This is a genomic window from Caballeronia sp. EK, assembly GCF_014384845.1.
Classification (GTDB): Bacteria; Pseudomonadota; Gammaproteobacteria; order Burkholderiales; family Burkholderiaceae; genus Caballeronia; species Caballeronia jiangsuensis.
On the sequence record NZ_JACSUE010000001.1, the window covers coordinates 286,586 to 311,074 of the forward strand.

Consider the following 24,489-nt stretch of genomic DNA (forward strand, 5'->3'; position numbering starts at 1 on the left):
GATCCTAGCTATTTCGCCATCGTGGGAAAATACCGTCGGATTCGAAAAATTGTTACGTCATGCGCAAAAATCTCGACTATGGACTGCTTCACGCGATGACTGCGTTCGTGCGGGTCGTCGATGCCGGCAGCTTCACCGCTGCGGCGGAGCAAATGGAACTGACCACGGCGCAGGTGTCGCGGCTCGTCTCCGAGCTGGAGAATCGGCTGCAGGCGAAGCTGCTTCAGAGGACGACCCGGCGCATGGCCATGACGAGCGCGGGCGAGCGTTATGCGAACCAGTGCCGGACGATCCTCGAACTGGTGACGGAGGCAGAGGGCGAGGTCAGCGGCGCGCGCATCCAGCCGTCCGGACGACTGAGACTGCTATGCATGGCGAGCTTCGGCGATCACTACGTGGTGCCGCTGGTGGCGAAGTATTGCGCGATGTATCCGACGGTGACCGTCGAGTACAGCGCCTCGCAGTACGTGCCGGATCTGCTGGCGGAAGGGGTGGATGTGAGCGTCTATCTGACCCAGCGTCTGCCGGATTCGAGCGTCGTCGCGCAGCGGCTCGGCGCGGTTCACGGGGTGCTTTGTGCGGCGCCTGCTTACCTCAGGCGGCGCGGTTCCCCGAAGAACGTGGCGGACCTCGCGGACCACGCATGCCTGCGCCTCGTGAATGCGTCGACGACGCCGGACTGGGAACTCAGCGACGGCAAGACTTCGCTGTCGTTCGAGCCGGCGGGTCCGCTGATCGGCGATCATCCCGAAGCGGTCGTGCATGCTGCTTCGAGTGGACTCGGCATTGCGCTGCTGCCGGCTTTTGCGGTGCTGGACAAGATACGCAGCGGCGAACTCGTGCATGTCTTGCCGCGATGGCGCTCGCCGGATGTAGGCGTCTATGTGCTGATGCCTTCGAGAAAATATCTCGAAGCAAAGACGCGGGCGTGGATCGAACTGCTAAAGGCAGAGTTGCCGGCGGCGCTTCAGAGCGACGCGGAACAATTGCAGGGAAACGAGAAAGCGAAATCGCGACGCGCTCGTGCGACCGGCAAGTCGCGTTGAGCGGCCGCTTTGCCGATCTTCTCTCAATGTGCGTTAGCGTGTAGACCCGGCATCACGGCGCTACTGCCGGTGCGTTCGTTGGCTTCTGTCCAGCCGCCTTCTGCTGGGCATTCTGGAGATTCTGCGGATAGTTGGTCTGGCTTCCTCCCGGGTTGTACCCATTCTTTTCCAGCGTGCTCAGCTCGGCGTTCTTCTTTGCGCGCCGCGCTTTGCTTTCCGCCTTCTTCTGCGCCTTGAGTTCCTGCTTCGACATCGTAGCGCCGGATGCGTCCGCGTCGCTGGCGGCGGCGTGAGCTTGAACCGCCGGGATCAGGACGAGGCTCAAAGCCATACCTGCCGAGCCAGCAAAAACGGACAGTTTCTTGAGGTTCATACGTATCTCCGCGTAGGGTAGGTTGGCGACGGAAGACTGCTTCAACGTTAACTGGCTGGTTCCTGATCGGAACGCCCGAACCGTAAACGATGAGGCGTCGAAAGGGATACGGGGGTTAACCGCAAGGATCAACACAGCATACCGCTGAAGTGCTTTTGCGCGCGAGCCTCAAGCGACACTTTCCCTGATTCCGCGAAAGAGATTCCCCCTTCCGCTCTTTGTTCGAGTGAATAGGGAAGATAGACTCGCCAAAAATACACAAGAGCAGTGCGGGAGAAGGCGACATGCGGAAGTATCGTACCCCACGCTCGATGAACGATAGACGGGCGCGAAAGAAGCGAGCGTCAGCAGTTCACGCGTAAATGGCGGCACAAGTTAGCGCGTGATAACAAAGTATGTATGTAGCATAACTAAATGAATGGAGACGGATAATGAAGAAGCTCTTGTTCGGCGTGTTCGCGTTGTCAGCCACGGCGACAGCCACGGCTCAGAGCAACGTCACGCTATACGGCATCGTGGATAACGGTATCGTCTACGAGACAAATCAGCCGAAGGGTCATGTATTCGGAGCGCAGAGCGGAGGCTGGGCGCAATCCAGATTTGGCCTCAAGGGTGCAGAGGATCTCGGCGGCGGCACGCATGCGATCTTCCAGCTCGAGTCCCGGCTGAACACGATGAACGGCAGTGTCGCGAACGGGAGCTTCTTCGAAGGACAGGCGACTGTCGGCCTGCAGAACGACACGTGGGGGCAAATCAAGTTCGGAAACATGGGCTCGGCGGAGATTAGCCAGTATTCGGGCGATGTCGATCCGCAGCAGACGAAGAAGTACGCGATCGGAACACTGGTTCGCGGCCGCATCTTCTCGCAGGCAGCGAATGGCGTCGAGTATCTCTCACCGACAATCGCGGGCTTTACGTTGCAAGGCCAGTATGACCTGACCAACGCACCGACGTGGAATGCCGGCAACCCGGGCAGCGCGCCTGGTCAATTGGGCACGTCCACCGGACTCGGAAGCGCTCAGGGACGTTCCGATGGCATCAAACTGTCGTACGCGAATCGTGGTCTCTTCTGGCAAGCGACCTACGACGAAGTCCGCGACCCGAACGGCCAGTTCAGCAACGTGTACCTGACGTCGCGCTCGATTCTCACGGGCTTGACCTATGCATTCGGTCCTGTGACGGCGTATCTCGGCTACCAGCACCTGAGTGCTCCCGATGCATCCAACGCGGGGTATTTCGGTGCGGCGGCGCCGTCGGCATTGCCGTCGGGTACCGGCCTCCCGACGACCGTCAATCACGAATGGATCGGCGCAATCTGGCAGACGACGCCTGCGCTCGCTATCACCGGCGCGGTGTATCACGCCAACGCGAACAAGGGGAACGGGAACGCAACGCTGTACACGCTGGGCGCAAATTACTCGCTCTCGAAACGAACGCTCCTCTACACTGAACTCGCCTACGTGCGCAACAGCTCGACGTCCAACCTGGGCCTCGACGGCAGTCTGTACGGTGCGAACACCAATGACGATCCGGTCAACGGAAACCCGTCGAGCACTAACCCCAACTATGGCAAGAGCCAGTTTGGCGTGATTGCGGGGCTGGCGACGAGGTTCTGATGGCACGCTCACGAAGCGAGTTGCGAGCGGTCGAGTCAGTCGCGAAAGCGGCTGGCAATGTAATCCGGGATATTTTCCGGAGTGACGACAACGACCGAAGAAGAAGTCGCGACGGATGATGCTGGCAGAAGCTTGTGATAGTGCATGATGTGATGACAGGCCGAGCGCATGTCCTGTCGCAGGTCGTGATGCAGAATGGCCTGTATCCGTCCATCGCGCAGCAACTGCACATTGTCTCTGTCGAGGTCGTGTCCGATGAAGAAGACCGGCGCTTGTTGCTGCGCCTCCAGCGCGCGAAGAATGGCGATGTTGCCGCCGCCCATCGAATAGACGGCTGTGACATGGGTATCGCCGCCGAGCGCGCTGCGGACCCGGTCCTCGGTCGGCATATCGAGGCCATGTCCACCGCTCGCATCGACCAGCTTCAGACGCGGATGATGTTTGCGCAATGCCCGGCGAAAGCTGATCTCGCGTTCCTCTTCGCCCCGGAAATGCTCGTCACTCATCGTTATCAACACATTGGCGGGCTGCGTTCCCAGCAACAGGCCAAGAAGATACGCGGCCGTGGCACCGGCAGCGCGATTATCGAGCCCCGCATAGGCGATGCGCCCCGACAGCGGTATGTCGGTGACGATCGTGACGACCGGAATGCCGTGGCGCTGAAGCTCCGCCACCGCCTCTGCAATCTCGGGAACGTCCCGGGCCTTCAGGAAAACACCGTGACTTCCGCGTCGAATAATCGACCGGAGCGCCTCCACGACTTCCGAGGTCGTCATCGTCTCCTGCAACATAAAGCGCGGTCGAACGACCGCGGGGTGCATCAGAGCGAGTTCGCCTTCGAGGGCATGCTTGATTTCATCGCTGAACCGCAAAGGCGCCTCGACAACAACATCGACGATGAGTTTTCGTCCCGTGGTCGCGAGATTCAACTCCTGCTTCTCCAGCTCCTTGATGGCCTGCTCGACCCGCCGGCGAGTGTGCTCGCGGACGTTGGCACGCCCGTTCAGTACGCGGTCTACGGTCGCCACACCGAGCCCTGCCTGAAGCGCGATTTCCTTGATCAAAAACCGGTGAGCCACTGCGACCCTCCGCTACAGATAGATTCTTGATGTGTTTATGAGACTTCAGAAAAGCTATACCGGGCTATCCTACATCGAAAAAAAGAGGGATTGCGCTGTCTTTAACCTTGAACGCGAACTGATAGATTATTGATGCGTTTTTGTAGCATCAAGATAGATCTGCCGCACTATGATGATGCATGCGCGACACCCAAATAATGATTCGACGAGATCGCGCGTGCTCCCTCATTCCAACGGAGTGCGGGCGGAGTCAAAAGGCGTGATGGTGCAAGGGCATGGACCAGTTCAAGGAACTTCAGTTGTTTGTGGAAGTAGCCGAGTCGGGCAGCATCAGTCGCGCTGCGGAATCAGTCGACCTGTCCATTTCGGCGGCGAGCCGGTATCTGATCTCGCTGGAGGCGAGACTCGGAGTCCAACTGGTTCGCCGGACGACGCGTAACCTCTATCTGACCGAGGCGGGCGCCGAATTTCATCGGCGCTGCAAATCCATACTGTCCGACCTCGGCGAAGCCGAAGCCGTCATCAAGGAAGCCGTCGTACGTCCGAGCGGCGTGCTTCGAGTCACCGCTTCCTTGTCCTTCTGCATGCTGCACATCGCGCCGATGCTTCCCGAGTTCACCGCGCGTTATCCGGACATCGCTGTCGATGTGGTCGCGGCCAACCGCTACTACGACATTATCGAGAACGGCATCGACGTCGCGATTCGAACCAAAGTGCTCGAACCGGATAGCAACATCACGATCAGACGGCTCGCATCGACACGCCGGATTCTCGCCGCTTCTCCGGGCTACATCGAGGCGAACGGTCGCCCCCGGTTCCCGACGGAGCTCGTGAAGCACAGGTTGCTGAACTATCAACTCGCCGACAATGCACGCGAGCTCTCATTCACCCGCGGCGGCGAGAACGTGGTGGTCAAAGTGAAGCCATTGGTCGAGTCGAATGACGGTCAGATACTCCGCGTCGCCGCGCTCGACAACATGGGCATCCTTGTGCAGCCGAAATACATCGTCTACGACGACCTCAAGGCCGGCCGTCTGATCCCGGTGCTGGACGATTGGGATCTTCCGCGGCTCACCATGAACATCGCGTTTCAGACTCGCGCGCATCTGCCCGTGAAAGTGCGACTGTTCATCGATGCGCTACTGGAGCGCTTCCAGCAGAACGACTACGAACGTCACTGGACGGCGTGAGCCCGCTTCGCGCTGCCGTTGAGGCGTATTCCCACTCAGCGCGAAAGACTTTCCCTTTCTAGCTCTGTTTTGCCAGCCACGGCGAATATAGACTGGTCTCAAAGCTACACAAGAGATCGATGGAGACAAGTGATGCAAAGCGCATTCCCCGCAGTTCAGTCCGCCTCGCCGTATTTCGATGAAGCACGCTCGGCAGACGTGGTCAACGCTCGCATGAGCGACGACGCCGACCCTCGTCTGAAGCAAGTGATGTCGGTATTGGTCAGGCATCTTCATGCCGCCATCAAGGAAATCGAACCGACTCACGAAGAGTGGTTCGCTGCCATCCGCTTCCTGACCGAGACCGGTCAGATGTGCACCGACTGGCGGCAAGAGTACATCCTGCTCTCGGACATCCTCGGCGTTTCGATGCTGGTCGACGCGGTCAATCACCGTCGTCCGAGCGGCGCCACGCCGAACACGATTCTCGGACCCTTCTATGTCGCCGATGCACCCGAATATTCGAATGGCACGAACATCTGCCTGGATGAAAAGGGTGAGCCCATGGTCGTTGAAGGCCGCGTGACAGACATCGAAGGCAATCCGATTCCGAACGCGAAGCTCGAAGTGTGGCAGACCAACGATGACGGCTTCTACGATGTACAGCAAAAGGGCGTTCAGCCTGACTCGAACATGCGCGGCGTTTTCACGTCGGATGCCGATGGCCGCTACTGGTTCAAGTCCGTCAAGCCGCGCCACTATCCGATTCCCTCGGATGGTCCGGTCGGAAAGCTTCTCGGCGCGATGGGGCGGCACCCCAACCGGGCCGCGCATTTGCACTTCATCGTGACTGCGCCCGGATTCGACCCGGTCATCACTCACATCTTTACGCCGGACTGCCCGTACTTGCCCGAGGATGCGGTCTTCGGCGTCAAGCGTGAGCTTATCGCTGACTTCAACAAGATCGACGACGCGGATGCGGCGAAGCGCGTCGGGTTCTCGTCGCCCTTCTGGTCTGTGTCGTGGGATTTCACGCTCGCGACATCCGGCAACCTGCATCGGCAAAACACGTAGTCGTTTGGCACGTCAGAACGTGCTGCATGATCACAGATGATATCGAGAGACATAGGAGTACTACACATGAATGCAAAGAAAGAACTGCTGGCGGCGTACTGGACCCTCGCAGGCGACGTCTATCCGTGCGCAGCCAATGAAATCAGTCCGTTCCCGCTGCGCGACCGCTGCGAAGCGGCGATGCGTGCGGGATGGAGCGGCGTCGGCCTCATCCTCGATGACCTCGAATACAGCATCGAGAAGTACGGTCTGTCGGGTGTCAAGAACATTCTGGAAGACACGGGCATGAAGTACTTCGAGCTCGAAATTCTGATGGACTGGTACTTCGACGGCGAGGCGCGTGCGAAGTCGGACCACTCTCGCCGTCGCTTCATCGAATTGGGCGGCGAACTCGGCATGCGCAATCTGAAAATCGGTGCGAGCCCGTTCGACAACAATCCGCCCGACTTCCCCCGCATGACGGACGAGTTCGCAAAGCTTTGCCAGGACGTGGCGACGGTCGGCGCGACGGTCGCAATCGAGTTCATGCCTTTCTCTCCGATCCGAAACGTCGCAGAGGCGCTGAAGGTTGCGGAAGGGGCCGCACAGCCCAACGGTGGACTGATGGTCGACCACTGGCACGTGGCCCGCGCCAATACGCCGTATAGCGAGGTCGCGCAAATCCCGGCGCGCTTCATCAAAGGCGTTGAGATGGACGACGTTGCCGCACACGTGAAGGGAACGCTCTTCGACGACTCGACCTTCAACCGCCAGCTCTGCGGCGAAGGCGCCGGCGACTGCGTTGCGTTCGTCGATGCGCTAGAGCAGGCAGGCTGCACTTTGCCTTACTACGGCGTCGAACTGATCTCCGAAGTTCACCGGAAATTCCCTCTCGACGAGATGGCAAAGCGCGCCTACGACACCACCGTCGCACAGTTCTCTGCGAAGCCCGCCACTACCGCTTAAGCGCTTCCCACCCTAAACGACAAAGTACTTTTGGAGACTCACATGATTCGAATCGCCGTACTCGGTGCAGGCCGCATTGGCCGCATTCACGCTGGCAACGTCGCCGCGAGCCCCAACGCGAAACTCGTCGTGGTCGCGGACCCGATCGAAAGCGCGGCACAGTCGCTGGCGACCAAGCTCGGCTGCGAAGCGTCGACGGACCCGGCAGGCGTGCTGGAGCGCAACGACATCGACGCGGTGGTCATCGGCACGCCCACGGACACGCACATCACGTTCATGCTTGAAGCCGTGAAGCGCGGCAAGGCTGTGCTTTGCGAAAAGCCCATCGATCTCGACATGGCAAAGTCGCTCGCCGCCGCGAACGAAGTCGAACGCCAGGGTGGCCGCGTCATGCTCGCTTTCAATCGCCGTTTCGATCCGACGTCCCAGGCGTTCCGCAAGGCGATCGATGCGGGTGATGTCGGCGAAGTGCGTCAGGTCATCATTTCGAGCCGCGACCCCGGCATGCCGCCGCGCGATTACGTCGAGCACTCGGGCGGCATCTTCCGCGACATGGTCATCCACGACCTGGACATGGCGCGCTGGCTGCTGGGCGAAGAACCGGTCGAAGTGATGGCTATGGCCAGCCGCCTTATCGACAAGTCGCTGGAAAAGCTGACCGACTTCGATACGGTGATGGTTCAGTTGCGCACCGCTTCGGGCAAGCAATGCCACATCAACTGCTGTCGTGAGGCTGTCTATGGATACGACCAGCGCATGGAAGTGTCCGGTTCCAAAGGCATGCTTCTGCAAGAGAATCTCCGGCCGTCGACGGTTCGGCGCTGGTCGAAAGACGTCACGGACGCGCGCGAGCCGCTCCTCAACTTCTTCCTCGAACGCTACGTTGAAGCGTACAAGGCCGAACTCGAAGCCTTTGTAGATGCGCTGAACACGAAGTCCCCGTTGCCGACGTCGGTGCAGGACGGGCTGAAGGCGCTGCGCCTGGCGGATGCTGCACTCGAGTCCGCGCTGACGGGCAAAGCCGTCAAGGTGTAACCGAGAATCCGGAGGAGATACGTCATGACACGAAAGATTGGTCCCAACGAAACGCTCGGTGTGGCATGTCTTGGCATCACTCACCCGCATACGTCCGGGCGAGTCAAGGCGATTGCCCGCCGTTCCGACGCGAAGATGCTCGGCGCGTGGGATACGAGCCCGCTGCTTACGCCGTTCGTCGATGCGCTCGGCCTCGAAGCCCGCTCGAAGGAAGACATTCTGGCGGACAAGAATGTTCATGTCGTGCTGGTTCATTCGAAGAGCGAGAAGATGGCCGACCTGACCATCGAAGCACTCGAAGCCGGCAAGGCTGTGTTGTGCGAAAAGCCGGCCGGACGCAGCTCGGCGGATGCGAAGCGCATCGTCGACGCGGTCGAGCGTACCGGCGGACTTGTGCAGGTCGGTTATTGCTGGCGCTTCGCGCCTTCCGTGGACGCCATGCAGGCGGCGCTCAAGAGCGGCCGTCTCGGGAAAGTCGTTCAGGTGCGCGCTCACGGCGGATGCTCGCACGATGAGGCGGGCACGCCGCATATGACCCAGCCCGGCGACATCGGTGGTGCAGTGTTCGTTATCGGCTGCCACCTCATCGACCGCATTCTTCTGCATTTCGGTTTGCCGCGTTCGGTGAACGCCCGCATCACGAAGTTCCCGAACTTCCATGGCGACGAATCGCGTGAAGACGCGGCAGGCGCGGTGCTGAACTACGAAGACAAGATCGTCAGCGTCGACTTCATGTCGTGGGACGTCTTGCCGTGGACGGAAAGCTGGGACATCACGGCCTACGGCACTGAAGGCATCATGTCATCCCGCTCGCTGCCCTCTAGCTACAAGATCTATGACGCGGGCAAAGGCGACTATCCGGAAGGCTGGACCGAGTGGCAGGAGACCAGCTTCCCCGAAATCTGGGCGACGAAGAAGACGGAGTATTCGCCTGACATCGCTGAAATCGGCAATCCGGTGTACTTCGACCGCGAGTCGAACGCATTCGTCGACGCATTGCGCAATGGCACGCCTTCGGTTGTATCAGCGACGCAGGCATACAACATCAGCCGAGTTATCGAGGCCATGTTCGCTTCCTCGAAAGAAGCCGGCGCAGAGGTCTTTATCGGATAAGCGCTTGCAAGACTGACGCGCAAAAGCGTCAGTCAAAAAAATACGCAGATCATAAATCGGGAACGTAAATTCGTATTCCTAATCAGGAGACAGTGTCATGAAGATTTTGAAGAGTGTCGTGGTGGTTCTCGCAGCTTCGGCTGCTTTCGCAGCAGCTTCGGGCGCCGCTTTTGCAGAAGATAAGGGCGTCGTCGGTATCTCGTTGCCGGACAAGACGGAATCCCGCTGGATTACCGACGGGAAGAGCATGGTCGACGCGCTGAAGGCGAAGGGCTACTCGTCGGACCTTCAGTACGCGAACTACGATGTTCCCACGCAGGTCAACCAGGTCGAGAACATGCTCGCGAAGGGCGTCAAGGCGCTGGTCATCGCGCCCATCGACGGAAAGACGTTCTCTGACGCGTTGGCTCTCGCCCAGAAGAAGGGCATCAAGGTTATCTCCTACGACCGTCTGATCAGCCAGACGAAGGACGTCGACTATTACGCGACGTTCGACAACTACGGCGTCGGCGTTCTGCAGGCGCAGAGCATCGTCAATGCATGGCAGAAAGCGGGCAGCAAGACGCCGTTCAACATCGAAGTGTTCGGCGGCTCAAGCGATGACAACAACGCTCACATGGTCTACGCGGGCGGCATGTCGGTTCTCAAGCCGTACATCGACAGCGGCAAGTTCGTGATTCGGAGCAAGCAGGTTGCCTTCGAGAAAGTCGCGACGCGCAACTGGGATGGTGCGACTGCGCAGTCCCGCATGGATAACCTGCTGAGCGCGTTTTACGGCAAGGACCATCTGGATGCGGTCTGGGCGCCGAACGACGCGCTGGCGATCGGCATCATCTCCTCTCTCAAAGGCGTGGGATACGGTTCGGCTCAACAAGCAATGCCGATCATCACGGGACAGGATGCGGATGTTCAGAACGTGAAGAACATCGTTCGCGGCGACCAGACTTCCACTGTGTTCAAGGACACGCGCAAGCTCGCCGGCGTCGCAGCCGATATGGTCAACGACGCGCTCGCCGGCAAACAGGTGCCCGTCAACGACACGAAGAGCTACAACAACGGCGCGAAGGTTGTTCCCACTTATCTCGTGAAGCCCGTTCTGGTCGACAAGGCCAACTATCAGTCGGAGCTGGTCACGAGCGGCTACTACACGCAGGCCCAGATCAAGTAAGGCGCCTGAACGTCAGCGTGGCGCGGAATGTTGCAAGGCCCCGCCACGCGGGTACGCCTCGGAGCGTGACCAATCGGAGAAAGTTTGACCATGGATACCATTCTGGAGATGCGCGGCATTCAGAAAAGCTTTGGCCCTGTCAAAGCCCTGAATAACGTGAATATGAGGGTGCGCCAGGGCGAGATTCACGCCATTTGTGGAGAGAATGGCGCAGGAAAATCGACCCTGATGAAAATTCTCAGTGGCGTCTATCCGCACGGCTCGTACGGTGGCGACGTCCTTTACGACGGCCAGGAGCGAGCCTTCGCCGATATATCCGATAGCGAGGCGGTCGGCATCATCATCATTCATCAGGAACTCGCCCTCGTACCGATGCTATCGATTACCGAGAACATCTTTCTCGGTAACGAACAATCCAGGCGCGGGGTTATCGACTGGCAGATCTCGCGTGCGAAAGCCAAAGAACTGCTGGCGAAAGTCGGCCTCACGGATTCTCCCGACGCTGCAGTTGGCACGCTCGGGATCGGCAAGCAACAACTTGTGGAAATCGCAAAGGCGCTTTCTAAAGAAGTTCGTCTGCTCATCCTCGACGAACCGACAGCGAGCTTGAACGAGAAAGACAGCGACACGCTTCTTACGCTGCTGCTCGAATTGAAGGCGAACGGCGTAACGTCGATCATCATCTCGCACAAGCTGAACGAAATCTCGCGTGTCGCGGACGGGATCACCGTGATTCGCGATGGATCGACGGTCGATGTTCTCGACTGCAGTACTGAAGCCGTGAGTGAAGACCGCATCATCAAGGCGATGGTAGGGCGCGAGATGTCCGACCGCTATCCGCCGCGTACGCCGGATATCGGCGACGTGATTTTTGAAGTGAAGGACTGGCGCGTAAAGCATCCCACGCAGCGAGACCGCGCCGTCCTCAAAGGCGTGAATCTGACGGCACGCAAGGGCGAAATCGTGGGTATCGCCGGCCTGATGGGTTCTGGGCGCACCGAGCTTGCGATGAGTGTTTTCGGCGGCACGTACGGTCAGAACATCACAGGCCAGGTGCTGATGCACGGGAAACAGGTCGACACATCATCGGTGAAGAAGGCCATCAATGCGGGCATCGCCTATGTCACCGAGGACCGCAAAGGCAATGGCCTTTTGCTCGACGACAACATCAAGCGAAACATTACGCTGGCCAACCTGTCCGGTGTTTCGAAGCTCGGTGTCGTCGATGAGCATGAGGAGATCAAGGTCGCGACCGAGTTTCTCAAGAAGCTTCGAATTCGTGCGCAAGGCGTGACGCACGTCGTAGGAAACCTGTCGGGCGGAAATCAGCAGAAAGTTGTCGTCAGCAAATGGTTGTTTTCCGAACCCGAAGTGCTGATTCTCGACGAGCCCACGCGAGGCATCGACGTCGGAGCGAAGTACGAGATCTACAACATCATCAATCAGGCGGTTGCAGCGGGCAAATGCGTGGTCATGATTTCTTCGGAAATGCCCGAGCTACTTGGAATGTGCGACCGCATCTATGTCATGAACGAAGGCCGGTTCGTCGGCGAATTAACCGCGGAAGAAGCCTCGCAGGAAAGCATCATGCGAGCGATCATGCGAAATGGAGACATTCAAAATGCGTAAGGCACTCTCTCCGGTAGCCGCCGAAGGCGCCGAGGTCAAGAAAAGCGAAGTATTCGGGATGGTCAAGCGTATCGGTAGCGAATATGGGTTGCTGCTGTCGCTCGTCATCATCATGGTGTTTTTCCAGGTTGCGACGAACGGCGTGCTGATGCAGCCGCTCAATCTGACCAACCTGGTGCTGCAGAACAGCTATATCGTCATCATGGCGCTCGGCATGCTGATGGTGATTGTTTCGGGTCATATCGACCTGTCTGTCGGCTCGACGGCGGGGCTCGTGGGCGCATTGGCCGCCGTATTGATGGTGCAGTACGAAGTCAACTACGTGTGGGCGACCATCATCTGTATTGCGGCGGGCGCGCTCATTGGCGCTATGCAAGGCTACTGGATTGCTTTCTGGCGGATGCCGTCGTTCATCGTTACGCTGGCCGGCATGCTGGTGTTCCGCGGCATGACGAATCTCGTGCTCCAGGGACAGTCCATTGGACCGTTCCCCGAAGGGTTTGGCACGGTGAGTTCGGGTTTTATCCCGGATGTCTTTCACGGCCAGGCGCTTCACCTCACCTCCATCCTTCTCGGCGTATTCGTCGGCGTGCTCTTTTTCGTGATCGAGCTTCGGCATCGCGCTGGTGCGGCGAAACATGGCGTCGAGAGTGGCTCATTCACGATGTTCGTTACGAAGAACGTCGTGCTCACAGCGCTCATCGTGGGGTTCTGCTACCTGCTCGCATCTTATCGCGGCTTGCCGACGGTGTTGGTCATCATGGGCGTGCTGATCGGCGTGTACACGTTCCTCATGAATCGCACGACCATCGGACGTCGCATCTATGCGGTTGGCGGGAATGCAAAGGCTGCGCGTCTGTCAGGCGTCAGCGTGCCGGCAGTGAGTTTCCTGACGTTCGTGAACATGGGTATTCTCGCCGCGCTCGCGGGCCTCATATTCGCCGCGCGTTTGAATAGCGGTACGCCCAAGGCAGGTACCGGATTCGAGCTCGATGTGATCGCAGCGTGCTTTATCGGCGGTGCATCGGCCTCTGGCGGTGTCGGAAAGGTTGTCGGCGCGGTAGTGGGCGCTTTCATCATGGGCGTGATGAACAACGGCATGTCCATCATGGGTATCGGCGTGGACTATCAGCAGGTCATCAAGGGCATCGTGCTGCTCGCCGCCGTGTTCGTCGATGTCTACAACAAGAACAAGGCATAAAGCCCAGTTTCGACAGCAGACCAGATTCAGAAGTTGGCGGGACCGGTTGCGTGGTGAGGTTCCGCCGACATGCAGACTTGAATCACGAGATTGCATCTCGAACATTTGGCCTGTTTTTCAGCATCATCAATGGAAATGATTATGGTCAAGCATATCGTGATGTGGGACGTTCGCGGCAACACGCCCGAGCAGAAGAAGGAATCCGCAATGCTCGTGAAGTCCGCATTTGAAAGTCTGAGCGGAAAGATTCCCGGGCTTACGAAGCTCGAAGTTGGCGTCGATGTCAGCGCTGTCGACTACGCGTGCGATGTCGTCTTGTACACGGAGTTCGAAACCAGGGAATTGCTCGACGCGTACGCCTCGCATCCGGAGCATCTGCGGGTGAAGGAAGTCGTCGGTGATGTGCGTATCGCTCGTCATCAGGTCGATTACATCTGAGCGAGTTTCACGATGGACGAGCGAGGAAGCTACTCTCATGTATGAATTCACCTATACCACGCCTTCAGCCCGAGTTGTCTTCGGTGCAGGGAGCATGAAGCTTATTCAACAGGAAGTCGAGGCTCTGGGCGCACGGCGCGCGCTGGTGCTATGTACGCCGGAGCAGAAGGCTCAGGCGGAAGTCGTTTCGTCCCTCCTTGGTCCTTCGAGCGCGGGCGTCTTCGATGGCGCCCAGATGCATGTTCCGATTGAGAACGCTCGTCGCGCACGCGAACATGCGAAGGAAGTGGATGCCGACTGCGCGGTGGCCATCGGCGGAGGTTCGACGATCGGACTCGGGAAGGCGATCGCGCTGGAATCTTCGCTGCCGATCATTGCAATACCGACGACGTATGCCGGGTCGGAGATGACGCCCATCTACGGGATAACCGAGAAGGGCTTGAAAAAGACAGGCCGCGACGCCAGGGTCATCCCGAAGACGGTTCTGTACGACCCGGAACTGACGATGGGGTTACCCGTAAAGCTTTCGATCGTGAGCGGACTCAACGCAATCGCCCATGCTGCCGAAGGCTTGTATGCGAAGGACGGTAATCCCGTCATGTCGCTGATGGCGGAGGAGGGCATCCGCGCTCTTGCCACGGGTCTGCGTGGCGTGAAGAAAAACGAAAAGGACAAAGCCGCGCGCAGCGAATGTCTTTACGGCGCGTGGCTGTGCGGGATGGTGCTCGGCAATGTCGGCATGGCGCTTCATCATAAGCTCTGCCATACGCTGGGTGGCACGTTCAACCTGCCGCACGCCGAGACGCATGCGATCGTCCTGCCCCACGCGCTTGCGTACAACAGTGCGGTCGCGGGGGATGCCATGGAGCGGATTGCACGGGCACTGAGCGTGAGCTCGGCACCCGACGGACTCTATCAACTGAACAAGGAGCTTGGTGTGCCGCAAGGTCTCCGTGAGATCGGTTTGAAAGAAGCCGATCTCGATCATGCCTGCGAGGTGGCGCTGTCGAACCCGTACTGGAACCCGAGGCCGGTGGAGGAAAAGCCGCTTCGAGCACTGTTGCAGCGTGCCTGGGAAGGTGCGCGGCCTGCCGTCTAACGGTCGTTCGACCTGGTTCGTGAGGACGTCGCCGACTAAACAGCATCGGCCGCATCGCGCAAATCGTCGAGATCCCGGCCACGCGTCTCAGGCGTGTAGTACGTCGTCACGACACCGATCAGGCTCAGAATGGCGACATAACTCGCGAGCGGAATCCACGCGAGGATGCGTCCTTCGCTGCCGCCCCAGTGCGCGGTCGCCCACGCGATGATCGACGCTCCGATCAGCGGCGCGACCCCGCCCGCGATCACCGCGGACACCTCGCGGCCCACGGCGACGCCCGCATAACGATGCTGCGCGCCGAAGAGCTCGGGCAACAGCGCGCCTTGCGTGGCGAACATGCCCCAGACGCCCGCGAGCGCGACGCACAGCATCGCGATGCTGGCCGTCGCATTTCCCTGGCTCAGCACCCACCATGTCGGATAGGCGAGCAGCAACTGATACAGCGCAAAGGCGCGATAGACGGGCACGCGCCCGAAGCGATCGCTGAGCTTGCCGGTGAGCGGGATGATCACCGCGCCCGAGACACCGGCAAGCAGCAGCGCGATCGGCCCGATGGGACCTTTGAGTCCCGTCGCGGTCGCCATGTAGCTGATGGCGAGCGACTGATAGATCGACGAGCCGCCGTTTTCCGCCATACGCATGCCGATAACCTTGAGCAGCGTCGGCTTCGAATGCTTGATGAGATGTTTGAGCGGACTGTCATTGATCTGATGACGCGCTTCGAGTTTCGCGAACGACGGCGATTCCTTGAGCTTCAGCCGGATCCAGATCGCCACCGCGATGATGAGCACGCTCAGCAGGAACGGCACGCGCCACAGCCAGCTCTGCGAGATGTCTTCGACGCGCACCAGCGCGAAGTAGATCGCGGCCGCCATCACCGTGCCGAGCAGCACGCCCATGAAGGGGAGTGCGGCGAAGTAGCCGCGTCTTTTCGCGGGCGCGTATTCGGCCATCAGCACGGCGGCGCCGGCCTGTTCCGCGCCCGCGCCGAGACCTTGCAGCAGACGGCAGCCGACCAGCAGGATCGGCGCCCAGATGCCGGCGCTCGCATATGTCGGCAACACGCCGATGAGCGTGCTGGCGACGCCCATCAGCAGGATCGTCGCCATCAGCACGAACTTGCGGCCGTAGCGGTCGCCGAGGGTGCCGAAGACGATGCCGCCCACTGGCCGGATCGCAAAGCCGAGGAAGTACGCGCCGAAGCTCGCGATCAGCCCGATGGCGGGATCGGCCGAGGGAAAGAAGAGCGGCCCGAAAATCAGCGCCGACGCGAGGTTGTAGAGCGCGAAGTCGTAGTATTCGAGCGCGCTGCCGAGCGATGCGGCCCACGCGGCGCGATACAGGTCGCCTGTCGTGACCTCGTCGCGGTTCGTGCCGGCGCTGGCGTTGCGCGCGAGTCCGCCGTCGGCGGCCGCGATGGTTGGCTGGTGTTTCATGGTGTCTCTCTCCGTTCCTGCGACTACTGGCAGCCGTCCCGTTTCGTCTTCGCGCGAAATGCGGGACCGCCGGCTCTTCCTGATAGGCGAATGGGCGCTAGCCCACCCGGGCGATTTCGTCGAGGAGGGCGACGCTCATCGCTTCGAGCGGCGCCTCCTTGCCCGTGTAAAGCTCGACCTGGCCGCAGAACTGATGCAGCAGCATGCGCGTGCCGTCGATCACCCGGCAGCCGAGTTCGGCGGCATCGCGGATCAGCTTGGTGCGAACCGGGATGAAGGCCGCATCCATCACGACGAGATGCGGCGCGAGCTGTCCCGCCCGCAATGGATTCACGTCCGGCGCGCGGAATCCGGCGGCGGTCGCGTTCACGACGACATCGAACGCATGCGGATCGAAGTCGCCGAGATCGCCGCCGTATATGAGGCCGAAGTCGTGCGCGAGCGCCTGTCCGCGCGACGCGGTGCGATTGAACACGGTGACGCGCGCGCCGGCGCGCCGCACGCCCCACGCGATCGCGCGGGCAGCGCCGCCCGCGCCGAGCAAGGCGATGCGCCTTCCGTCGAGCGGCGTCGCCTCTTCGAGCGCACGCACGGCGCCTACGCAGTCCGTGTTGTAGCCCGTGAGATGCCCGTCGCGATTGTCGATGGTATTGACCGCGCCGATCTCGCGGGCGGTTTCGTCGAGCGCGTCGAGATGCGGTATCACCGCCTGCTTGTGCGGCATCGTCACGTTCAGTCCGCGGATGCCGAGCGTGCGCATCGCGTCGATCGCGCCGGCTGCGTCTTCCACGCCGAAGCTGACGAACGTGTAGTCCACGCCGAGCGCCCGATAGGCCGCGTTATGCACCTTGACGTTGAAGGTGAAGGGCTGGCCCGCGAGCGAGCCGCACAGGGAAGGAATCGAATGAGGCATGGTCGGAATGCTCGGTCAGTGCTGCGAAAGATCGAACGCGGCGACGGGCGCAACGCCATCGAGCGCTCGCAGCAGATTGTCGGTGGCGAGTTCGGCCATCGCGCGGCGCGTTTCGTGCGTCGCCGATCCGATATGCGGAAACGGCGTGACCTTCGGATGCGTGCGCAGCGGCGAATCCTGCGCGAGCGGTTCGACGGCGAACACGTCGAGCCCGGCCGCACGCAAATGGCCGCTTTCGAGCGCGGCAAAGAGCGCGTCCTCGCGCACGATCGCGCCACGCGAACCGTTCACGAAGATCGCGCCGGGCTTCATCGCGGCGAACGCCTGCGCGTCCATCAGGCCGCGCGTGTCGTCCGAGAGCGGCAGCGTCAGCGCGACGATGTCCGCGCGTGCGAGCACCTCGTCGAACGATGCGCGCGTTGCATGCCCGGCGAGCATCGCGGGAACCGGCACATCGAACGGATCGTGAAAGAGCACCGGCATGCCGAAGCCGAGCGCCGCGCGCCGTGCCACCGCCTGCCCGATACGGCCGAAACCGAGCACGCCGAGCGTCTTGCCGTGCACGTCCCAGCCGAACAGGTCTTCGCCGATGTTGCGCGTCCAGCGCCCTTCGCGCACATGATTCGACAGCTCGACCAGGCGGCGCGAACTCGCGATGATCAGCGCGAACACCGTGTCGGCGGTGGTTTCGGTCAGGACGCCGGGCGTATGGCAAAGCGTGATGCCGCGTTGTCTGAGATGCGCGAGATCGTAATTGTCGACGCCGACCGATATGCTCGAAATCACCTTCAGCCGCGGGGCGCGCGCGAGGTCGTCCGCGCCGATTTTGAAGCTGGAGCCGATCAGGCCGTCGGCGTCGCCCAAGGCTTCGCGAAAGCGCGGCAGTTCATCGGCGCGTCGCGGGTCGGCGACGGTCACGTCGTGTCTCGTCTGAATCCGGTCGAGCAGATCGTCCGGCAGCTTTCGAAAGACGACCACGTTCCTGCGTTCGGCGCTGGGCGTACGCATGCTTCTCTCCTGTTGTTCGTTGCGTGAAAGACGGGCGCGTCAGCGCGGCGTAGTGCGCAGGGACGAAGGTCCGCCCGTCAGTGAAATGCGTTGTCCGGTGTCGCGCAATTGGCCGCCGTTCACGGCGTAGAACGCGAGTTGCTTCTCGACGTTGAACTGCACGATCAGATGCTTGCTGTCGGCGGTGAAGACGATGCCCTGCGCCGCTTCGCCGCCCGGCGCTTCGGCGACCTTCACGGCCTGCCCATCGCGGATCGCGAACAGCAGCACCTTGCCGCGCGCGCGGCGTCCGGGGTTGTCCGGCGTCAGGTTGGAGCCGTCCATCGCCTGCACGCCGATCCATTTGCCGTCGGGCGAGATCGCCACGCCCTCGGGCAGCGACGGCACCGTCACGTGCTGAACCGCGCGAAACGGCGTGCGCGAGACGTCGATGAGCGTGACCGTATCGGCATCGCCCGCGAGCTTGCCCGGATAGCCGGGCAAGCCGGCCAGCCCGACATCGCTGACGACAGCCCACTTGCCATCGCTCGATACGTCGATCGTGTAAGGCGCGACGCCGCTCGAAAGCCGCGTGCCGCTGTCGGTCACGCGGCCGTTGGCGACGTCGAGCACGGCGACGCCCTGTTCGTCACGCAGCGCGACGAGCGCATGCGCGCCGTCATGCGTGAAGCTCACGCCGGCAAGCCGCTTCTGCGCGATCTTCAACGTGTCCAGAAGCGTCACGCGGTTGCCGTCGATGCCGAGCACCGCCACGCTGCCATCGACGCACGGGACGAGCGCGAGCGTGCCGCTCCGGTCGATGGCGATGCCCTGCGGATGGCTGCCGATATCGAGCCGGGTCACGGCGGGCGGCGTCGCCTGCAAATCGACGATCTGCACGAACGAATCCATCAGCAGTTTCTTCGCGGCGTAGTCGTAGCGCGTGGGCGCGCCGACCAGCGCAAGCCTCGCGTCGGGCGTGATGGCGACCGCCTGCGGCGGCCCTTGAATGCCGTTCTCGACTTCCACCTGCATCCTGACCCGCGGGGGAAAGACGCTTGCGTCCAGCAGCGTCAACGTGTCCGGCGCGGGGTTGTCCGGGTACGTGTCGCGGCCTTCGACGCGCTGATACTTGCCGTCGTTGCCCGACACGATCCAGTCGGACGCGTGCGCAGCGCACGCCGCGACGGCCATCGTCAGACCGGCGAGCGCCCGGACGCGGCGGCTTCGGTTTGCCAGTGAATCAAGCATCTTGTTGTCTCCTTTGGGCTCAGACCACGCTGGTCAATCCGCCATCGACGAAAAGCGTCTGGCCGTTCACGAAATCCGACGCCGCCGACGCAAGAAACACCGCCGCGCCGCACAGCTCCTCGACGCGGCCCCAGCGGCCCGCCGGCGTGCGCTTGCAGAGCCACTCGGAGAACGCCGGGTCGTCGACGAGCGCGCGATTGAGATCGGTCTCGAAGTAGCCGGGCGCGATGGCGTTGGCCTGAATGCCGTGGCGCGCCCACTCCGCGCACATGCCTTTGGTCAGCATGCGAACCGCGCCCTTGGTCGCGGCGTAGGGCGCGATGCCCGGCCGCGCCAGCTCGCTCTGCACCGAACCGATATTGACGATCTTGCCGCGCCCGCGCGCCAGCATGTGCCGCGCGACGGCCTGCGACACCTGGAACACGCCGTCGAGATTCACGCGCAGAAGGTCGTGCCAGTCGCGCTCGCTGAAGTCTTCGAGCGGCGCGCGGCGCTGGATGCCTGCGTTGTTGACGAGAATGTCGATTGCGCCGATATCTTTCTCGACGCGATCGATCGCCGCGACGACCTGCTCGCGGTCGGTCACGTCGAAGACCGCGTAGGCGGCGTCGAAGCCTTCGTCGCGCAGGTGTGCGGCGACGCTGGCTGCCTTTTGCTCATTGCGATCGTTGATGACGATCGCGGCGCCGGCGCCCGCGAGTCCTCGCGCCAGCGCCAGCCCGATGCCGCGCCCGGAACCGGTGATCAGCGCGCGCCTGCCGTGCAGGCTGAACAGTTTGAGTGTCTCGTCCATTTTTTAGCGCCCCATTCGTTGATGGATGCGGTTTGTCTCCGAATGCGCCTAGTTCACCCGAAGAACGGCCGTCGCGCCAATAGTCTTTCATGACGCTGTTATCATGAATCGTGATGACGGGCGCCGTACGCCCGCGAGCCGGGGGGTTTCATGGAGCTGAAGCATCTGCGCGCGTTCGTCGCGCTTGCCGAGGAATTGCATTTCGGCCGGGCTGCCCAGCGCCTGTGCATCGTGCAGCCGGCGCTGAGCATGCAGATCAAGGCGCTCGAAGAGGAACTCGACGTGCGCCTGTTCGAACGCGACCGTCACAAGGTCGTTCTTAACGCGACCGGCAGGCTTTTTCTGCCCGAGGCGCGCGCCACGTTGCATCAGGCGGGTCGTGCGGAGCAGATCGCGCGGCTGTCGGCGCGCGGCGAGATCGGCACGTTGCGCATCGCGTTCGTGTCGTCGGTGCTGCCGAAGCTGCTGCCGGCGCTCATCCGCGAAATGCACACGCGCTATCCGCTCATCACGCTCGAACTGAAGGATATGCCGACGCCGGATCAGATCGCCGCGCTCCGGGAAAATCAGCTCGACTTCGGCCTGATCCGCCTGCCGGTGAGTGTCAGCGGCCTCGACATCCGCGTGGTGCTCGAAGAACCGTTCGTCGTCGCGCTCCCCGACGATCACGCGCTCGCCATGCAAACGATGATTCATCCGCCCGATCTCCGGGGTTTTCCGGCTTTCGTCCTGGCGCGCCGTTACGCGCCGGGATTTCACGACGACATGCTGGTGGCGCTCAAGCGCGAGGGCGTGGACCTGAACATCGCGCAGGAACTCGGCGAATTCTCGACGATGCTCGCGCTGGTTTCAGCGGGGCTCGGCATCGGCGTGATTCCGGCTGCCGCAGCGATGGCGCTGCCGCCGAAGGTCGTTGCCCGGCCGCTCGAACTGCGCGATCACACGTCGGGCATCGGGCTTGCCTCGTGCGGCCCGGAAAATGCAATCAAGCGCGCCTTGCTCGATGTAATCGAGCTGTGCACCGACATTGGAAAGCAGGCGTGAGTAAGTGCGGCAGAGGCCTGAAAAAGAAAACGCCCGCGCTGAACGCAGGCGTTTCCGTGGCCCCGCTACCGCGCCCCAATGAACGGTTTCTCGTTCGTCTTTCTTCAGGGGCCGGCTTCCGCGCGGCTCACTTTCAGTATAGGCGATGCGGCGGGATATCCAAGCCGACGGATCATATTGCAGCGGTTAATTAACTGTCGTGGTTTTGATCGAGTGCTCACTTCCTCGTCAATGTAATTGGCAATCCAAAGCATTCGCGCGATGTAACTGAGGCCAGCGCTGATTTGCTTTCTTCAAAGCATTCGTTGGCGATGCGCGCATCGAGCTTTAGCATCGGGCGCCAGAGATGATTTTCACGCTCCAGCGCTTTCCAGGAAAACTTCATGCGATACAAGGGATATGACGTGGCACCGTCCGCACATGCATTGCCGAGCGGCCTGTATGCGGCGAACCTGATTATCGAGAGCCCCACGGCGGCAAGCGGCGCATCCTTCACCTTCGATGCGCTCGACTACTTCTTCGAGCCCGATCACGCCATCGCATATGCGGCGCGCTAGGCCCGGCTCTGGATCGATCAGCGCAGCAAGTCCGCGCGCGCCTAATGCCGATATGGCAATTCCTTATCGATAGAAATTGGATCGCCATGTGATCGCCCGGCGTTAGCATGAGCATCCTTTCCACTCTGTCTATCGGTTCATTCAAGCGATGTCCAAATTTCCCCGCTTCGGCGTCTGGGCGCTCGTGCATGGCAGCCGCGCGGCGCTGCAGGATCCCGAGGAGCCGTACGACGCCTCGTGGACGCGCAACAAGGCGCTCGTGCTGGAGGCCGAACGCCTCGGTTACGACTCCGTGCTCGTCGCGCAGCATACGATCAACCCGCACGATCCCTCGCTCGATCAGCTCGAAGCGTGGACGGCGTCGGCGGCACTGGCGGCGCTCACTTCGCGCATCGAGATCATCGCGGCCATCAAGCCTTATCTCTATCATCCGGTCGTGCTCGCGAAGATGGCGCAGCAGATCGAGCACATCAGCGGCGGGCGCTTCGCGATCAACCTCGTGAACGCGTGGAACCGTCCCGAGCTCGAACGCGCCGGCATCGGCTTTGCCGAGCACGACGAGCGCTATGCGTATGGCCGCGAGTGGATAGCTGTCGTCGAGGCGTTGCTGCGTGGTGAAGCCGTCACGCATCGCGGCGACCACTTCCGTATCGATGACTATCGGCTGCGTCCCGCCGATCCGTTCCGCGCGCGTCCGCGCATCTATGTCGGCGGCGAATCGGAGCCGGCGCGCTCGCTCGTGGCGGCGCATGGCGACGTGTGGTTCATCAACGGCCAGCCGCACGACGACGTGGCCGCCCTCATCGCCGATGTCTCCGCCCGCGCGCGACCGGCCGGACGCGAGGCGTTGCGCTTCGGCTTGTCGGCGTTCGTGATCGCACGCGAGACGCAGGATGAAGCGCAGGCGCATCTCGAACGTCTCTTCGCGCTGGCGGAACTCGACAAGCCGCTGCGCGAACGGCAGAAGGCCAATACCGATCCGAAAGCGGTGATGCACCAGACCTTCGCGCGCTCGGCGCGGGTCGGGTCGAATGGCGGCACGGCGGCGGATCTCGTCGGCGATTACGATACGGTCGCGCGGCGCATCGCGGAATTTCATCGGGCAGGCATCGAACTGTTCATGCTGCAGTTCCAGCCATTCGAGGCCGATATGGGCCGATTCGCGCAGGAAGTGATGCCGCGCGTGCGCCGTCTGCTGGGCGGCTGAGCACGCGGGTCCGCTCGTCGCGTCGGGCCTTCAGCGGCGCGCGAGCGGACCCGTTACGCACGATCAGAAGAACGCGCCCGTGGGCGGCAGTTGCCCGGTCAGCAGGTTCTGCCCGAGCAGGCGCTCTTTGTAGAGCCGCGGATTGTGCGAAGCGATCACCTTGATGTTGCGCCAGTGCCGGTCCAGTGCGCCGATGCGTGAGACGACCGAGCCCGAGCCGAGATCGATCAGCCAGCTCGCGATCTGCGGAGCGAGATCGTCGATCACGACTTTGGCTTCGGAAGCCGCGAAGGTGGCGGCGAGCGTGGTCTCGTATTCGTCGCGCGTGCCCTGCGCATCCCATACGCGTTGCAGAGCGACGACCGCGCGGTCCGCGGTCGCCTCGACGCTCGCCGCGTACGCGCGAATACGGCCGAGCAGCGATTGCAGCGCGGGTTCGTCGGCGGGATGCGCGGCTTCGCCGTGATAGAAGTTGCGTCCGCGCGCGCGCAGCACGTCCACGGCGTCCAGCGCCACGCGACGCACGATGCCCGCGATGCAGTTGGTCAGATAGACCTGATGGAAGGTATAGCCCCACGGCGCCGCTTCATCGGACTTGGGCGGGTCCGTCGGATAGAGATGCGCGGCGGGCAGCGTCACGTCGCGGAACCGCGCTGTGCCCGAGCCGGTCAGGCGCTGCCCGAAACCTTGCCAGTCGTCGTCATCGCTTACGCCTTCGCCGCGGTCCAGCACGTATTGCACGGTGCGGCCCGCGCGGCTTTCCACCGCGAGTCCGATGAACGCGTCGTTGTACAGATTGCCCGTCGCGTACACCTTGTCGCCCGAGCCGACGTAGACATCGCGGGACGCGTCCCATTCGAGCCGGCTCAGCACCTTCGTCGGGCGCGCGCCCGCCGCCGTCACGTCGCTGTCGACGAAGCTCAGCCCGATGGTCTTCTTCTGCGCAGTGAGTTCCAGCACGCGTGCATGAAAGGGATGCTCGCGCCTTCTGAGCGCGGCTTCCACTTGCCACAGATGATTGCGGAACGCATGGGCGATGTTCGAGTCCGCCGCGGCCACATCGCGCGCGACGACGAGCAATTCGCGCAGCGACACGCCGCGTCCGCCGGCATCGACGGGAAGCCGCAGCGCGCCGAAGCCGAGCGCCTTGAGACTTGCGATCTCCTCGCGCGGAAGGCGATGATCGCGTTCACGCTCGGCGGCGCTCGCGGCGATATCGTCGATGATCTGCGCGAAGCCGAGGCTTGCCGACAGCGGCGATACGAGCGCGGGCCCGGCGCTCGATACGTTGGTGTGTTCAGACATGATCTTGC

At 61.8% G+C, this 24,489-nt stretch carries 23 protein-coding genes; 15 read left to right on the forward strand and 8 right to left on the reverse strand.

Annotation, left to right across the window (positions count from 1 at the left end):
- Positions 1–59: 59 nt before the first annotated feature.
- Positions 60–1,046 (forward strand): LysR family transcriptional regulator, encoded by a 987-nt coding sequence (locus IAG25_RS01210; RefSeq protein WP_187603140.1) that lies wholly within the window; start codon positions 60–62, stop codon positions 1,044–1,046.
- 52 nt (positions 1,047–1,098) lie between these two features.
- Here IAG25_RS01210 and IAG25_RS01215 read toward each other — a convergent pair whose 3' ends face one another.
- Positions 1,099–1,419 (reverse strand): DUF4148 domain-containing protein, encoded by a 321-nt coding sequence (locus IAG25_RS01215; RefSeq protein WP_187603141.1) that lies wholly within the window; start codon positions 1,417–1,419, stop codon positions 1,099–1,101.
- Between the two features lie 431 nt (positions 1,420–1,850).
- On the opposite strand from IAG25_RS01215, the gene IAG25_RS01220 reads away from it, so the two are divergent.
- The gene (locus IAG25_RS01220) at positions 1,851–3,035 is read left to right on the forward strand and encodes a porin (protein WP_187603142.1); all 1,185 of its coding nucleotides are present in this window, start codon (positions 1,851–1,853) and stop codon (positions 3,033–3,035) included.
- A gap of 35 nt (positions 3,036–3,070) precedes the next feature.
- Here IAG25_RS01220 and IAG25_RS01225 read toward each other — a convergent pair whose 3' ends face one another.
- A complete protein-coding gene (locus IAG25_RS01225; RefSeq protein WP_187603143.1) occupies positions 3,071–4,114 on the reverse strand; it encodes a LacI family DNA-binding transcriptional regulator in 1,044 nt (347 codons plus the stop codon).
- A gap of 275 nt (positions 4,115–4,389) precedes the next feature.
- Here IAG25_RS01225 and IAG25_RS01230 point away from each other — a divergent pair, with 275 nt between their 5' ends.
- The 10 genes from IAG25_RS01230 (at position 4,390) to IAG25_RS01275 (ending at position 14,985) form a co-directional block, all read left to right on the forward strand.
- A complete protein-coding gene (locus IAG25_RS01230) occupies positions 4,390–5,304 on the forward strand; it encodes a LysR family transcriptional regulator (RefSeq protein WP_187603144.1) in 915 nt (304 codons plus the stop codon).
- A 132-nt stretch (positions 5,305–5,436) separates the two neighbouring features.
- Positions 5,437–6,357, forward strand: a complete 921-nt coding sequence (locus IAG25_RS01235) for an intradiol ring-cleavage dioxygenase (RefSeq protein ID WP_187603145.1) — start codon at positions 5,437–5,439, stop codon at positions 6,355–6,357.
- 66 nt (positions 6,358–6,423) lie between these two features.
- Positions 6,424–7,302 carry a sugar phosphate isomerase/epimerase family protein gene (locus IAG25_RS01240; protein WP_187603146.1) on the forward strand — a complete coding sequence of 293 codons (879 nt, stop codon included), beginning with the start codon at positions 6,424–6,426 and terminating at the stop codon, positions 7,300–7,302.
- Positions 7,303–7,344: 42 nt separating this feature from the next.
- On the forward strand, positions 7,345–8,337 hold the full coding sequence (iolG, locus tag IAG25_RS01245; RefSeq protein ID WP_187603147.1) for an inositol 2-dehydrogenase: 993 nt from the start codon (positions 7,345–7,347) through the stop codon (positions 8,335–8,337).
- A 24-nt stretch (positions 8,338–8,361) separates the two neighbouring features.
- Positions 8,362–9,450, forward strand: a complete 1,089-nt coding sequence (locus IAG25_RS01250; protein WP_187603148.1) for a Gfo/Idh/MocA family protein — start codon at positions 8,362–8,364, stop codon at positions 9,448–9,450.
- 97 nt (positions 9,451–9,547) lie between these two features.
- The gene (chvE, locus tag IAG25_RS01255; protein ID WP_187603149.1) at positions 9,548–10,618 is read left to right on the forward strand and encodes a multiple monosaccharide ABC transporter substrate-binding protein; all 1,071 of its coding nucleotides are present in this window, start codon (positions 9,548–9,550) and stop codon (positions 10,616–10,618) included.
- Positions 10,619–10,708: 90 nt separating this feature from the next.
- Positions 10,709–12,247, forward strand: a complete 1,539-nt coding sequence (gene mmsA / locus IAG25_RS01260; protein WP_187603150.1) for a multiple monosaccharide ABC transporter ATP-binding protein — start codon at positions 10,709–10,711, stop codon at positions 12,245–12,247.
- Entirely contained in the window at positions 12,225–13,448 is a 1,224-nt protein-coding gene (gene mmsB / locus IAG25_RS01265) for a multiple monosaccharide ABC transporter permease (RefSeq protein ID WP_375336492.1), read from the forward strand. The genes mmsA and mmsB overlap by 23 nt, the downstream gene beginning before the upstream one ends.
- Positions 13,449–13,589: 141 nt before the next feature.
- Positions 13,590–13,886, forward strand: a complete 297-nt coding sequence (locus IAG25_RS01270) for a Dabb family protein (RefSeq protein ID WP_187603152.1) — start codon at positions 13,590–13,592, stop codon at positions 13,884–13,886.
- A gap of 37 nt (positions 13,887–13,923) precedes the next feature.
- Entirely contained in the window at positions 13,924–14,985 is a 1,062-nt protein-coding gene (locus tag IAG25_RS01275) for a maleylacetate reductase (RefSeq protein WP_187603153.1), read from the forward strand.
- A gap of 35 nt (positions 14,986–15,020) precedes the next feature.
- Here IAG25_RS01275 and IAG25_RS01280 read toward each other — a convergent pair whose 3' ends face one another.
- From IAG25_RS01280 to IAG25_RS01300, 5 genes are all read right to left on the reverse strand, one after another.
- Positions 15,021–16,424, reverse strand: coding sequence for an MFS transporter (locus IAG25_RS01280; RefSeq protein WP_187603154.1), 1,404 nt, complete (start codon positions 16,422–16,424; stop codon positions 15,021–15,023).
- A gap of 97 nt (positions 16,425–16,521) precedes the next feature.
- Positions 16,522–17,337 (reverse strand): shikimate dehydrogenase, encoded by an 816-nt coding sequence (gene aroE, locus IAG25_RS01285; protein ID WP_187603155.1) that lies wholly within the window; start codon positions 17,335–17,337, stop codon positions 16,522–16,524.
- A 15-nt stretch (positions 17,338–17,352) separates the two neighbouring features.
- Positions 17,353–18,345, reverse strand: coding sequence for a 2-hydroxyacid dehydrogenase (locus tag IAG25_RS01290; RefSeq protein WP_187603156.1), 993 nt, complete (start codon positions 18,343–18,345; stop codon positions 17,353–17,355).
- Between the two features lie 39 nt (positions 18,346–18,384).
- A complete protein-coding gene (locus IAG25_RS01295) occupies positions 18,385–19,575 on the reverse strand; it encodes a YncE family protein (RefSeq protein WP_187603157.1) in 1,191 nt (396 codons plus the stop codon).
- 19 nt (positions 19,576–19,594) lie between these two features.
- A complete protein-coding gene (locus IAG25_RS01300; protein WP_187603158.1) occupies positions 19,595–20,368 on the reverse strand; it encodes a glucose 1-dehydrogenase in 774 nt (257 codons plus the stop codon).
- Between the two features lie 150 nt (positions 20,369–20,518).
- Here IAG25_RS01300 and IAG25_RS01305 point away from each other — a divergent pair, with 150 nt between their 5' ends.
- From IAG25_RS01305 to IAG25_RS01315, 3 genes are all read left to right on the forward strand, one after another.
- Positions 20,519–21,412, forward strand: coding sequence for a LysR family transcriptional regulator (locus tag IAG25_RS01305; protein ID WP_187603159.1), 894 nt, complete (start codon positions 20,519–20,521; stop codon positions 21,410–21,412).
- A gap of 383 nt (positions 21,413–21,795) precedes the next feature.
- The gene (locus IAG25_RS01310) at positions 21,796–21,969 is read left to right on the forward strand and encodes a hypothetical protein (protein ID WP_187603160.1); all 174 of its coding nucleotides are present in this window, start codon (positions 21,796–21,798) and stop codon (positions 21,967–21,969) included.
- 148 nt (positions 21,970–22,117) lie between these two features.
- Positions 22,118–23,176 carry an LLM class flavin-dependent oxidoreductase gene (locus IAG25_RS01315; protein WP_187603161.1) on the forward strand — a complete coding sequence of 353 codons (1,059 nt, stop codon included), beginning with the start codon at positions 22,118–22,120 and terminating at the stop codon, positions 23,174–23,176.
- 63 nt (positions 23,177–23,239) lie between these two features.
- Here IAG25_RS01315 and IAG25_RS01320 read toward each other — a convergent pair whose 3' ends face one another.
- The gene (locus tag IAG25_RS01320; RefSeq protein WP_187603162.1) at positions 23,240–24,481 is read right to left on the reverse strand and encodes an acyl-CoA dehydrogenase family protein; all 1,242 of its coding nucleotides are present in this window, start codon (positions 24,479–24,481) and stop codon (positions 23,240–23,242) included.
- Positions 24,482–24,489 lie beyond the last annotated feature (8 nt).